Genomic DNA, 12,216 nt, shown 5'->3' on the forward strand with positions numbered 1-12,216 from the left:
CCGCCGGGGCTCACCACCCCGGGCGGCCCCTCCTGCTGCTGCCCCCCCCAAAACCCCCCGCCCCCCCCCCCAGCGGCCCCAAAAAAAAACTCCCCCCCGGGGGCGCGCGCCCCAGCCCCCCGCCGCTATCTCTTGTGGCGGTGACATGAGCACGACATCCATTCTGCAGACGGCTTCCATGGCCGGCCACCGCGCCGGCCGGCTTGTCGTCGGCTTGTTGTCGCTGATCGTGTTTCTTGCCGTCATGGCAGGGCCGGATCAGGCCCTCGCCCATGCCGCGCTGATCAAGACCGATCCGGCCGACGGCGCAGTGCTGGAACAGGGGCCGGCACAGTTCTCGCTCACCTTCAGCGAGCCGGTCTCGCCCCTGGTGCTGACCCTTGTGCGGCCCGATGGCACGCCAGTTCCGCTGACTGCCTTCCGTCTCAACGACCAGACGGTCGAAATCGACAACCCGCAGGGGCTCGCACCCGGCACGCATGTCTTGAGCTGGCGCGTCATTTCCGCCGACGGCCATCCGGTCGGCGGCTCCCTGCTGTTTTCCATCGGCGCGCCAAGTGCGCCGCCGGCGGTGTCCGAAGCTGTTGACTGGTCGCTGCGATCGGCGATCTGGGTCGGCAAGGTCTTTCTCTACATCGGGCTCTTGCTCGGCGTCGGCGGCGCCTTTGCCCTCGCCTGGCTGGCCCGGGATGCCCACGCGGGACAGCGCTTCATCGCGGCTGCAATCTTGGGCGGGTTGATCGCGGCACCGCTGTCGCTCGGCTTGCAGGGGCTTGATGCGCTTGGGGCACCACTCTCCCGCCTGGCGCAACCGCTCATCTGGCGGATCGGGCTGGGCACCAGCTTCGGCTGGACAGTGCTGGTCGCACTGATCGCCCTGGGGCTTGGCCTGCTGTCGCTGGCCGGACCGCGCGTGGCATCCAGGCCATTTGCGCTGGCCGGCCTGACCGGCGTGGGTGTCGCGCTTGCCGCCAGCGGCCATGCCAGTGCCGCCGAGCCGCAATGGCTGACGCGGCCAATGGTGTTCCTGCACGGCGTAGGCATTGCCTTCTGGGCCGGCGCGCTGGTGCCGCTCGGCCTGGCGCTGAAGGGGCAATCGGCGGAGGCCGCGCCATTCCTACGTGCGTTTTCTAGGCTGATCGTGCCGGTAGTGGCCGCGCTAGCAGCTGCCGGTGTCGTGCTTGCCGTCATCCAGGTGCAAACGCCCTCGGCGCTGGTCAACACCGCCTATGGCTGGCTGCTGTTGGTCAAGCTCGGGCTGCTGGTCTTTCTCTTCACGCTCGCCGCCGTCAATCGCTGGAAACTCACTGCGGCGGCCGAGGCCGGATCGATGGAGGTGCAACGCAGGCTCTCCCACTCGATCGGCGTCGAACTGCTGATCGTGCTGGCTATCTTCGGCGTGGCCGCGGGCTGGCGTTTCACGCCGCCGCCACGGGCACTGGCGATCGCCGCGGCGCAACCGGCCTCGGTTCACATCCATGCGCTGCAAGCGATGGCCGATCTCAGCATCACGCCCGGCCATGCCGGACCAGTTGTCGCCTCGATGATCATCATGACCGGCGATTTCGGACCGCTCGACGCCAAGGAGGTGACGCTGGTGCTGTCGAAGCCCGATTCCGGCATCGAGCCGCTGAAGCGCGCGGCGACCAAGCCCGGCGACGGCAGCTGGCGCGTCGACAATCTCGTCATACCGGTGCCCGGCCGATGGACGGTGCGCATCGACATTCTGGTGTCGGACTTCGAGTTGGTAAAGATCGAGGCGCCAATCGACATCAGGCCCTGACCGCCAGGCGCTCTCAAGGCCAAACTCATCATGGTCTGCTGCAACACAATTCGGCAAGGCGGTTGACGCGACCCGAAAGGCCCGTCAATCATCCCGACAAAATTGCGGGCTGCAATCAACAAACCCGAAGGGTAGGAAAACGATGGAAAAAGCCGAAATCGGCCTGATAGGCCTTGGCACGATGGGCTCCAACCTGGCGCTCAACATCGCCGAGCACGGGCATCGCATCGCCGTCTTCAACCGCACCAGGGCGCGCACCGACGCTTTCGTCGAAAATGCCGGCGCGCTCAGGAGTAGGGTGGTGCCCTGCTACAGCCTGGAAGAGCTTGCCGCCGCCATCCGTCCACCGCGCCCGATCATCATCATGGTGCTGGCCGGCAAGCCGGTCGACGAACAGATCGCCGCCTTGCGCGGCGTGCTGTCGGCCAACGACATCGTCATTGATGCCGGCAATGCCAATTTCCGCGATACGATGCAGCGCTTCGCCGAGCTTTCCGGCTCGGACCTCACCTTTATCGGCATGGGCGTGTCCGGCGGCGAGGAGGGCGCGCGCCACGGACCGTCGATCATGGTTGGCGGCACGGAGGACTCCTGGAAGCGTGTCGAGAAGGTGCTGACCGCGATCTCCGCCAAGTTCAAGGACGAACCGTGCGCGGCATGGCTTGGCACGGACGGCGCCGGGCATTTCGTAAAGACCATCCACAATGGCATTGAATATGCCGACATGCAGATGATCGCCGAAATCTACGGCATTCTGCGCGACGGCCTTGGCATGGGACCTAAGGACATCGGCACGGTGTTTTCCAACTGGAACAAGGGCCGGCTCAATTCCTACTTGATCGAGATCACCGCCAAGGTGCTGGCCGCCGACGATTCCAAGACCGGCAAGCCGGTGGTCGACATCATCCTCGACCGTGCCGGCCAGAAGGGCACCGGCAAATGGTCGGTCATCGAGGCGCAGCAGCTCGGAATACCGGCGACCGCGATCGAAGCGGCGGTGGCGGCGCGCGTGCTGTCGTCTATCAAGGACGAGCGGCTGGCGGCGGAAAAGGCCTATGGCAATATCGGCGTGACCAGGATTTCCGGTGACAGGGATGCCTTGTTGAAAGACCTCGAACTGGCGCTGTTCGCAGGCAAGATATCAGCCTATGCGCAAGGTTTCGCTGTGATGAGCGGCGCCTCCAAGGAATTCAACTGGAACCTGCCGATGTCGACCATCGCCAAGATCTGGCGCGCCGGCTGCATCATCCGCTCGCAGATGCTCGACACCATGGCGGAAGCCTTCAGCAATGGCGGCGCCTCGACAAATCTTCTGATGGCGCCGGCCTTTATCTCATTGATGCAGGAGGCGCATCCGTCGCTGCGTCGTATCGTGGCAGGGGCATCGGAGGTCGGTTCGCCGGTGCCGGCGCTGTCTTCCGCACTTGCCTATTTCGACAGTTACCGCCAGGGCCGCGGCACCTCGAACCTGATCCAGGCTCAGCGCGACTTCTTCGGCGCGCATGGTTTTGAACGCGTCGACGATGCGGGCGCGTTCCACGGGCCGTGGGGCAGCGGAGCGGCTGGCTAGCATCGCGGGTTAGGCGGGCACTGGCGAGCTGAACGCCTGGACGTCGCCGGCGACGACAAGGCTCTGCAAAGAGCCTGGTGCGGCGCCGCCAATCAAGCCGAGCACCGAGCGGGCAAGTTCGGAGCCAGCCAACCGGAAATTCTCGTTGACGACCAGCAATTCCCTTCGGAACAGGTGCAGCAGGTCCGACGACTGCTTCGATACGACATCGACATCGCGGCCGAGCTTGAGACCGGCATCCTCGATGCCGGCGACGATGGCCAGCGTCGCCGCGGCGGCGCTGCTGACGAAGCCGTCCGGCCTGACATCACGGCGCATCACCTGAGCCGTCCTCATCCTGATCTGCTCGATCGTGTGATCGATGGAAACGGTGTTGAACGGAATTTCGTTGGCGCCGACCTCGCTTAGCGCATCGGCAAAGCCGTTCAACGTATGGCCATAGTAGGTCAGTCCGGGCGGTGGCGACAGAAGTGCCAGCCTGCGCCGGCCTATGCTCGCCAACCGGCGCACGGCTGCACTCGCGAACGCATGGTTGTCGAAGTCATGGTAGGGGTGCACGAGACCCATGTCGGTACGGCCATGCGTGGCAAAAGGCATGCCGTGCTCAAGCATATAGCGGGCGCGCGGATCGTTGGGCTGGGTGCGTGAGATGATGACGCCGTCGGCCGAGCCGGTCTCGACCAGATAGCGGATCGGCTCCATCGGATCCTGCGAGCGCGAATAGGGCGTAACGATCAGGTGATAGGGCGTTTCGGCGAGCACTTCCGAAACGCCGTAGATGATATCCGAGACGAAGCTCATGATCTCGCGATCGGTGTTGAGCACCAGGCTGATGACATTGGTCCGGCCGGTGCGCAGGCGCACGCCAGCGCGGTTCGGCCGATAGCCGATCTGCTTGGCAACGAGTTGGACGCGGCGCCTGGTTTCGGCGCCGATTTCCGGGGCATCCTTCAGGGCGCGCGACACGGTGGTGACGCCGAGCCCGGTCATGAAGGCAAGCGTTTTCAGCGTCGGTCGCCCCTGCGCCGACGCTTCCTCGTTCTTTTCCGTACGCCGTCTGTCCATTCGTCCCGCCCGTCAGGCGCATAGCAGCCGTAGGCCGGGCCGGCAATCATCGTCATTGCGATATGGTATGCGTTCCAGCCCAGCGAGGCTTCAATATACTGAAACGTTACAGATTGCCAATGTCGAGGTGCCGGCCACTCATGGCAAGGTAGACGCCCGCTTTGCGAAACCCACTGGGAATCCAGAAGAAATCGCCCTCGTCATCGGTTTTGCCGACTCTTACGCACCATTTTGGCATTTTGCACCGCAGCAAGCCATGTTGCAGTGCACATCTCATGCGAATTTGTTCGCCACTCGAAAAAATGTCGAACTCACTTGGTTCATGGGTTGCGCAGACCGCGCAATTCCCGTATCGAAAATCTGTAACGTTTCAGATTCTGGGAGGAACCGAAATGCGCTATAAACTTTTGACCGCTGCGCTGGCGGCGACAGCCGCACTGCAGTTCGCTGGTCCGGCCGCCGCAACCGACCTGGAGGTCACCCATTGGTGGACTTCAGGCGGTGAGGCCGCGGCTGTCGCCGAGTTGGCCAAGGCTTTCGACGCCACCGGCAATCACTGGGTCGACGGCGCCATCGCCGGCTCCGGCGGCACGGCGCGGCCGATCATGATCAGCCGCATCACCGGTGGCGATCCGATGGGTGCCACCCAGTTCAATCATGGCCGGCAGGCTGAAGAACTGGTTCAGGCCGGCCTGATGCGCGACCTCACCGATGTCGCCACCAAGGGCAAGTGGACGGAAGTCGTGCGGCCGAAGAGCCTGCTCGACAGCTGCACCATCGACGGCAAGATTTATTGCGTGCCGGTCAATATCCATTCCTGGCAGTGGCTGTGGCTGTCGAACGAGGCCTTCGAGAAGGCCGGCGTGCCATTGCCGAAGGACTGGAATGAATTCGTTGCGGCAGCGCCCGCGCTGGAGAAGGCGGGCATCGTCCCGCTCGCCGTCGGCGGACAGGCCTGGCAATCCTCAGGCGCCTTCGACGTGCTTCTGGCAGCGGTCGGCGGCACAGACACCTTCCTCAAGGTCTACAAGGACAAGGACGCGACTTTTGCCGCCGGGCCCGAAGTAGCCAAGGTCTTCAAGGCTGCGGACGATGCCCGCAAGATGGCAAAGAACACCAATGTGCAGGACTGGAACCAGGCGACCAACCTCGTCATCACCGGCAAGGCAGGCGGCCAGATCATGGGCGACTGGGCACAGGGTGAGTTCCAGGTTGCCGGCAAGACCGCAGGCAAGGACTATACGTGTCTGCCAGGGCTGGGGCTGAACGAAGTCATCGCCACAGGCGGCGACGCGTTCTACTTCCCGCTGCTGAAGGATGCCGACAAGTCCAAGGCGCAGGAGGTGCTGGCCGAAACGCTGCTCGATCCCAAGACGCAGGTTGCCTTCAATCTCAAGAAGGGTTCGCTGCCGGTACGCGGCGACGTCGATCTCAACGCCGCGAACGACTGCATGAAGAAAGGCCTCGCGATCCTCGCCAAGGGCGCCGTCATACCATGGACGGACCAGTTGCTTTCACAAGACACCCAGAAGCAGAAGGAAGATCTCTTCGCCGAATTTTTCGCCAAGCCGGACTTGACCGTGGAAGAGGCGCAGAAGCGCTTCGCCGCCCTCATCGCTTCGGCGGACTGACGTTGAAGTCTATTCACCTCGCTCCCGGCCGTAACAGGGCCGGGAGCGGACCGTCCTTACCCAGCCGGCTGACGACATGAGCAAGAGCGAACGCCCCAACCCGCTGTTCCGCAACCTCAATGCGAAGGTCGCCTCGATCCCGATGATCCTAACCGCGATGGCGGTTTTCGTCGGCGGTACCGTTTGGACGGTACTCTACTCCTTCACCAATTCGAAGCTCTTGCCGCGGCTGAATTTCGTCGGACTTGACCAATATTACCGGCTGTGGGCGACGCCACGCTGGCTGATCTCGATCGAGAACCTGCTAATCTACGGCGCGATCTCACTGGTGTTCTCACTGGTCGTCGGCTTCCTCCTTGCCGCGCTGCTCGACCAGAAGATACGCTTCGAGGACACGTTCCGGACCATCTTCCTCTATCCCTTTGCGCTCTCGTTCATCGTTACCGGCCTAGTATGGCAGTGGCTGCTCAACCCGGACTTCGGCATTCAGCATGTGGTGCGGGGGCTGGGCTGGGAGAGCTTCAGCTTCGACCCGCTCTACAATTCCAGCATCGTCATCTACGGCATATCGATCGCGGCACTCTGGCAAGGCACAGGGCTCATCATGTGCCTGATGCTGGCGGGATTGCGTGGCATTGATGAGGACATCTGGAAAGCCGCGCGGGTGGATGGGATACCGATGTGGAAAACCTATCTGTTCATCGTCATCCCGATGATGCGGCCGGTCTTCATCACCACGCTCGTCATCATCGCGTCCGGCATCGTGAAGGTCTATGATCTCGTCGTGGCCCAGACCAGCGGCGGCCCGGGCATCGCCTCCGAAGTGCCTGCCAAATACGTCTATGACTATATGTTCTTCGCCCAGAACCTCGGCCAGGGTTTTGCCGCCTCGACCATGATGCTGCTTTCGGTGGTGATCGTCATCGTGCCTTGGGCCTATCTCGAATTCGGGCGGCGCAAATGAACATTGCAAACACCACCGCTGAGACAAGCGTTGCCGCCGGCGCGCGCCGGGACATCATCGGCCCCTACGGCCCGAAGCCGCGCCGCATGATGTCGCGCCGCAACATCTTTCTCTACGGCACATTGTTTGTCATGGCGGCCTACTACCTGTTGCCGCTCTATGTGATGGTCGTCACCTCGCTCAAGGGCATGCCGGAGATCCGGCTCGGCAACATCTTTTCGCCGCCACTCGAGATCACCTTCGAGCCTTGGGTCAAGGCGTGGTCGACCGCCTGCACCGGCCTCAACTGCGACGGGCTTTCGCGCGGCTTCTGGAATTCGGTGCGCATCACCGTGCCGTCGGTGCTGCTGTCGATCGCCATCGCCTCGGTGAACGGTTACGCGCTGGCCAACTGGCGCTTCAAGGGCGCCGACACATTTTTCGTCATCCTGATCGTCGGCGCCTTCATCCCTTATCAGGTGATGATCTATCCGATCGTCATCATCCTGCGCGAGATCGGCCTCTATGGGAGTCTCAGCGGGCTGGTGATCGTCCATTCCATTTTCGGCATGCCGATCCTGACGCTGCTTTTCCGAAATTATTTTGCCTCGATGCCGGAAGAGCTGTTCAGGGCGGCGCGCGTCGACGGGGCAGGCTTCTGGGGCATCTTCCTGCGGATCATGCTGCCGATGTCGCTGCCGATCTTCGTCGTGGCCATCATCCTGCAGGTGACCGGCATCTGGAACGACTTCCTGTTTGGCGTCGTCTACACCCGCCCCGATACCTATCCGATGACGGTGCAGCTCAACAACATCGTCAACTCGGTGCAAGGCGTGAAGGAGTACAATGTCAACATGGCCGCCACCATCCTCACCGGGCTCGTGCCGCTCGTCGTCTACTTCATTTCCGGTAAGCTTTTCGTGCGGGGCATCGCCGCCGGCGCGGTGAAGGGATGACGGCGATGACGGCAGCCAACGGCACCAGCGTTTCTATCCAGGACCTGTCGCTGAATTTCGGTGTGGTGACTGTCCTGGAGACGCTCAATCTCGACGTCGCCGAGGGCGAGTTCATCGTGCTGCTCGGGCCTTCCGGCTGCGGCAAGTCGACCTTGCTCAACTGCATAGCCGGCCTGCTCGACGTTTCCGAAGGCCGCATCTTCATCAAGGGCAAGAATGTCACCTGGGAAGAGCCCAAGGACCGCGGCATCGGCATGGTCTTCCAGTCCTACGCGCTCTACCCGCAAATGACGGTAGAGAAGAACCTGTCCTTCGGCCTGCGTGTCGCCGGCACGCCGAAAGACGAGATCGCCAAGCGCATCGCACGGGCCGCCGAAATCCTGCAGATCGAGCCGCTGCTGCAGCGCAAACCGGCGGCGCTCTCCGGCGGCCAGCGCCAGCGCGTGGCGATCGGACGGGCGCTGGTGCGCGATGTCGATGTTTTCCTGTTCGACGAGCCGCTCTCCAACCTCGATGCCAAGCTGCGGGCCGAGTTGCGCGTCGAGATCAAGCTGCTGCATCGCAAGTTGCAGAACACCATGATCTACGTCACCCACGACCAGATCGAGGCGATGACGCTGGCCGACCGTATCGCGGTGATGAAGGGCGGCGTCATCCAGCAGCTTGATGCGCCGCAGACCATCTATAACAGGCCGGTCAACCGCTTCGTCGCCGGCTTCCTCGGCTCGCCGGCGATGAACTTCATCAACGGCCGTCTTGAAGACGCCGACGGCGGTTGGCGGTTCGTGGCCGACTCTCTCGAGATACCACTCGGCACTTATGACTTTGCCGGTCCTCCAGCCGCCGGCCCTGCCGTATTCGGTATCAGGCCCGAGCATGTCAGCCTCAACAGCGGCACGGGCTGGCCGTTCTCGACCGCCGCCAATGTCGAGGTGGTCGAACCGATGGGCTCCGACACGCTGGTCTGGCTGAAGCTTGCCCAGCAGAATTTCAGCGTCAGGGTGACCTCGGAACGCACGCCGAACAACGATGAGGCGGTAACGATCGGCTTCGATCCGATGCGGGCCTCGCTTTTCGACGCCGCAACCGGCAATCGCATCTAGCTCTCGACAACCATCCTTCCAGCGACAATCCCAAGCAAAACGGACAGAGACGATGAACTGGTCATTCCAACTTTACAGCGCCCGCAATTTCCAGCCCTGGGAAGGTGTGCTCGCCACGCTCGGCAAGCTCGGCTACACCCAGGTCGAAGGCTTTGGCGGCGTCTATGATGATCCCAAGGCCTTTCGCGCTGAACTCGACAAGAACGGGCTCGCCATGCCGACGGGACATTTCTCGATCGACGCGCTCGAGAACGATTTTGATGGCGTGCGCAAGATTGCCGACACGCTTGGCATCAAACTACTGATCTGCCCTTTTCTGATGCCCGATCAGCGGCCATCCGACGCGGCCGGCTGGCGCGGCTTCGGCGAGCGGCTGGCCAAGGTCGGCGACGCCGCGAAAAGGGCTGGCTACGGCTTTGCCTGGCACAACCATGATTTCGAGTTCAAGAAACTCGCCGACGGATCGGTGCCGCAGGATCTCATCCTCACGGCGGCGCCCGACATCAGCTGGGAGATGGACGTCGCCTGGGTGGTGCGCGGCGGCGATGATCCGCTGCCCTGGATCGATAAGCACGGCAAGCGCATCAGCGCCGTCCATGTCAAGGACATGGCCAAGCCGGGCGAGGGGCTGGATGAGGATGGCTGGTCGGATGTCGGCCATGGCATCATCGACTGGGCCGGCCTGATCAAGGTGCTGCGCGCCAAGACTGCCGCCCAATATTACGTCATGGAACAGGACAACCCCAACGACATCGAGCGCTTCGCCCGCCGCTCCATCGCAGCCGTCAAGACCTACTAGGAGCAATCAGCATGGCAAAGAAACTTGGCATCGGCGTCATCGGCTGCGGCAACATCTCGAAGGCGTATTTTTCACTGGCGCCGCTGTTTCGCGGCATTGAGATGCGCGCTTGCGCCGACATCAACATGGATGCGGCGAAGGCGCGGGCGAAGGAGTTCAAGCTGCGCGCCGAGACCGTCGACGGGCTGCTGAAGGCTGATGACATCGACATCATCGTCAACCTGACCATCCCGGCGGTGCACTACGAGGTGTCGAAGCAGATCCTCGACGCCGGTAAGCACGTCTATTCGGAAAAGCCGTTCGTGCTGTCGGTCGAGGAAGGACTCGACCTGAAGAAACGCGCCGAGGCGAAAGGCCTTCGCATCGGCTCGGCTCCCGACACATTCCTGGGCGGCGCGCATCAACTGGTCCGCGACTTGATCGACACCGGCAAGCTCGGCAAGATTACCAGCGGCACCTGTCACGTCATGGGCCACGGCATGGAGCACTGGCACCCCAATCCCGATTTCTTCTTCCAGCCAGGCGCAGGTCCGGTGCTCGACATCGGACCGTACTACATCACCAATCTGATCCAGCTGATCGGACCGGTGAAGCAGGTCGCTGCCTTCGCAACGACGCCGGCCAAGGAACGCACGATCAGTTCAAAGCCGCGCGCGGGTGAAAGGATTCCGGTCAACACGCCGACGACCATCCATGGCCTGCTGGAGTTCGAAAACGGTGCCGTGGTGACGCTCAACACCAGCTGGGACGTTTGGGCTCACGGCCATGCGCCGATGGAACTCTACGGTGAAGGGGGTACGGTGTTCGTGCCTGATCCAAACTTCTTCGGTGGCGACGTGCGCTTCACTAACTCGGCCAAGCCGGTCAAGAAGGTGCCGAAATGGTCGCATCCGTTCGGCGTTCCCAACGAAATGCATTCGCAAGGCATGATGGCCAATTACCGCACATCAGGCCTCGCCGACATGGCGGTGGCGATCGCGGAAGGCAGGCCGCACCGCTGCTCGATGGAACTGGCGCTGCATGCCGTCGATGTGATGACCGGCCTGCTGCGCTCCGGCGAAACCGGCAAGTTCGTCGCCATGCAGACCACCTGCGAACGGCCGGCCGCACTTGGCGTCAAGGAAGCGAAAGAGCTCTTGGCAAAGAAGAAGTAGGCAGCGCACCTCAACCCTCTCCCCGTTCCGACGGGGAGAGGGTAAGGGTGAGAGCGAAGCCTGCTCGCTGCGTTGCCGCGATGCCTGGCTTGCTTCCGTTTGAGGATTTTCCGATGCCCTACATGCCCGCCGAAACCCGCTACGAGAAAATGATCTACAATCGCTGCGGCCGCTCCGGCCTGAAGCTGCCGGCGATCTCGCTGGGGCTATGGCACAATTTCGGCAACGACACGCCGCACCGCACGAAGCAGGCGATCGCGCGCAAGGCCTTCGACCTGGGCATCACGCATTTCGACCTCGCCAACAATTACGGCCCGCCGCCCGGCTCGGCCGAGACCGCTTTCGGTGAAATACTGCGCACCGATTTCGCCGTCTACCGCGACGAGCTAATCATCTCGACCAAGGCCGGCTATGAGATGTGGGCCGGCCCTTACGGCGAATGGGGCGGGCGTAAATATGTGCTGGCCAGCCTCGACCAGAGCCTGAAGCGGATGGGACTCGACTATGTCGACATCTTCTATTCGCATCGTTTCGACCCGGATACGCCGCTGGAAGAAACCATGGGCGCGCTCGACCATGCCGTGCGCTCCGGCAAGGCACTCTATGCCGGCATCTCGTCCTACAATTCGCAGCGCACGCGCGAGGCCGCCGATATATTGAAGCAGCTTGGCACGCCTTGCATCATCCACCAGCCGAGCTATTCGATGCTGAACCGCTGGGTGGAGGACGACGGCCTGCTCGATACGCTCGAAGGGCTCGGCGTCGGCTCCATCGTGTTCTCGCCGCTGGCGCAAGGCATGCTCACCAACAAATATCTTGGCGGTATTCCTGATGGCAGCCGCGCCTCTCAGGGAAAGTCGCTGAAGACAACTTTCATCAACGACAAGACCATCGCCAGCATCAAGGCGCTCGACGCCATCGCCGGCAAGCGCGGGCAGACGCTGGCGCAGATGGCGCTGGCCTGGGTGCTGCGAAAGGGCAAGGTGACCTCGGCGCTGATCGGCGCCAGCCGGCCGGAGCAGGTCGAGGACTGTGTAGGCGCGCTCAAGGTGCTCGACTTCAGCGACGCCGAACTCGCCGAGATCGATACCTATGCGCGCGAATCCGACATCAATCTGTGGGCGGCTTCGGCCGAGCGCAAAGGTCCGCCGAGGAAATAAACCCGCTTGATAAGCCGGCAAAATAAAAACGGCGGGAACTCCCGCCGTTTTT

Annotated in this window: 10 protein-coding genes; 9 read left to right on the forward strand and 1 reads right to left on the reverse strand. The window is 62.6% G+C overall.

Going from position 1 to position 12,216, the window contains the following annotated elements; genetic code table 11:
• The first annotated feature begins 145 nt into the window (after nt 1–145).
• Nucleotides 146–1,783 (forward strand): copper resistance CopC/CopD family protein, encoded by a 1,638-nt coding sequence (locus NKJ89_RS01775; RefSeq protein WP_352599364.1) that lies wholly within the window; start codon nt 146–148, stop codon nt 1,781–1,783.
• Nucleotides 1,784–1,925: 142 nt separating this feature from the next.
• Complete coding sequence (gene gnd, locus NKJ89_RS01780) at nt 1,926–3,353, forward strand: NADP-dependent phosphogluconate dehydrogenase (protein WP_352599366.1); 1,428 nt, start codon at nt 1,926–1,928, stop codon at nt 3,351–3,353.
• Between the two features lie 9 nt (nt 3,354–3,362).
• Here the strand turns inward: gnd and NKJ89_RS01785 are convergent, their stop codons facing one another.
• Nucleotides 3,363–4,418: a LacI family transcriptional regulator gene (locus NKJ89_RS01785; RefSeq protein ID WP_352599368.1), complete on the reverse strand. Its 1,056-nt coding sequence runs from the start codon at nt 4,416–4,418 to the stop codon at nt 3,363–3,365.
• A gap of 392 nt (nt 4,419–4,810) precedes the next feature.
• Between NKJ89_RS01785 and NKJ89_RS01790 the strand changes: the two genes are divergently transcribed.
• The 7 genes from NKJ89_RS01790 to mgrA all read left to right on the forward strand — a co-directional run bounded on the left by NKJ89_RS01790 (nt 4,811) and on the right by mgrA (nt 12,164).
• Entirely contained in the window at nt 4,811–6,049 is a 1,239-nt protein-coding gene (locus tag NKJ89_RS01790; RefSeq protein ID WP_352599370.1) for an ABC transporter substrate-binding protein, read from the forward strand.
• A 76-nt stretch (nt 6,050–6,125) separates the two neighbouring features.
• On the forward strand, nt 6,126–7,013 hold the full coding sequence (locus NKJ89_RS01795) for a carbohydrate ABC transporter permease (protein ID WP_023760791.1): 888 nt from the start codon (nt 6,126–6,128) through the stop codon (nt 7,011–7,013).
• Nucleotides 7,010–7,948 carry a carbohydrate ABC transporter permease gene (locus NKJ89_RS01800; RefSeq protein WP_352599372.1) on the forward strand — a complete coding sequence of 313 codons (939 nt, stop codon included), beginning with the start codon at nt 7,010–7,012 and terminating at the stop codon, nt 7,946–7,948. Before NKJ89_RS01795 ends, NKJ89_RS01800 begins: the two co-directional genes overlap by 4 nt.
• Nucleotides 7,949–7,953: 5 nt before the next feature.
• Nucleotides 7,954–9,051: an ABC transporter ATP-binding protein gene (locus tag NKJ89_RS01805; RefSeq protein WP_352599374.1), complete on the forward strand. Its 1,098-nt coding sequence runs from the start codon at nt 7,954–7,956 to the stop codon at nt 9,049–9,051.
• A gap of 52 nt (nt 9,052–9,103) precedes the next feature.
• Nucleotides 9,104–9,850, forward strand: a complete 747-nt coding sequence (locus NKJ89_RS01810; protein WP_352599376.1) for a sugar phosphate isomerase/epimerase family protein — start codon at nt 9,104–9,106, stop codon at nt 9,848–9,850.
• A gap of 11 nt (nt 9,851–9,861) precedes the next feature.
• Entirely contained in the window at nt 9,862–11,004 is a 1,143-nt protein-coding gene (locus tag NKJ89_RS01815) for a Gfo/Idh/MocA family protein (protein ID WP_352599378.1), read from the forward strand.
• 113 nt (nt 11,005–11,117) lie between these two features.
• Nucleotides 11,118–12,164 carry an L-glyceraldehyde 3-phosphate reductase gene (gene mgrA, locus NKJ89_RS01820; protein WP_352599379.1) on the forward strand — a complete coding sequence of 349 codons (1,047 nt, stop codon included), beginning with the start codon at nt 11,118–11,120 and terminating at the stop codon, nt 12,162–12,164.
• The last annotated feature ends 52 nt before the right edge of the window (nt 12,165–12,216 follow it).

It is taken from the genome of Mesorhizobium sp. M0047, assembly GCF_040323315.1.
Lineage (GTDB): Bacteria > Pseudomonadota > Alphaproteobacteria > Rhizobiales > Rhizobiaceae > Mesorhizobium.

Excerpts from the sequence above, each read along its gene's own strand:
- NKJ89_RS01775 (WP_352599364.1), top strand. The coding sequence starts at position 146 with ATGAGCACGACATCCATTCTGCAGACGGCTTCCATGGCCGGCCACCGC.
- gnd (WP_352599366.1), top strand. The coding sequence starts at position 1,926 with ATGGAAAAAGCCGAAATCGGCCTGATAGGCCTTGGCACGATGGGCTCC.
- NKJ89_RS01785 (WP_352599368.1), bottom strand. The coding sequence starts at position 4,418 with ATGGACAGACGGCGTACGGAAAAGAACGAGGAAGCGTCGGCGCAGGGG.
- NKJ89_RS01790 (WP_352599370.1), top strand. The coding sequence starts at position 4,811 with ATGCGCTATAAACTTTTGACCGCTGCGCTGGCGGCGACAGCCGCACTG.
- NKJ89_RS01795 (WP_023760791.1), top strand. The coding sequence starts at position 6,126 with ATGAGCAAGAGCGAACGCCCCAACCCGCTGTTCCGCAACCTCAATGCG.
- NKJ89_RS01800 (WP_352599372.1), top strand. The coding sequence starts at position 7,010 with ATGAACATTGCAAACACCACCGCTGAGACAAGCGTTGCCGCCGGCGCG.
- NKJ89_RS01805 (WP_352599374.1), top strand. The coding sequence starts at position 7,954 with ATGACGGCAGCCAACGGCACCAGCGTTTCTATCCAGGACCTGTCGCTG.
- NKJ89_RS01810 (WP_352599376.1), top strand. The coding sequence starts at position 9,104 with ATGAACTGGTCATTCCAACTTTACAGCGCCCGCAATTTCCAGCCCTGG.
- NKJ89_RS01815 (WP_352599378.1), top strand. The coding sequence starts at position 9,862 with ATGGCAAAGAAACTTGGCATCGGCGTCATCGGCTGCGGCAACATCTCG.
- mgrA (WP_352599379.1), top strand. The coding sequence starts at position 11,118 with ATGCCCTACATGCCCGCCGAAACCCGCTACGAGAAAATGATCTACAAT.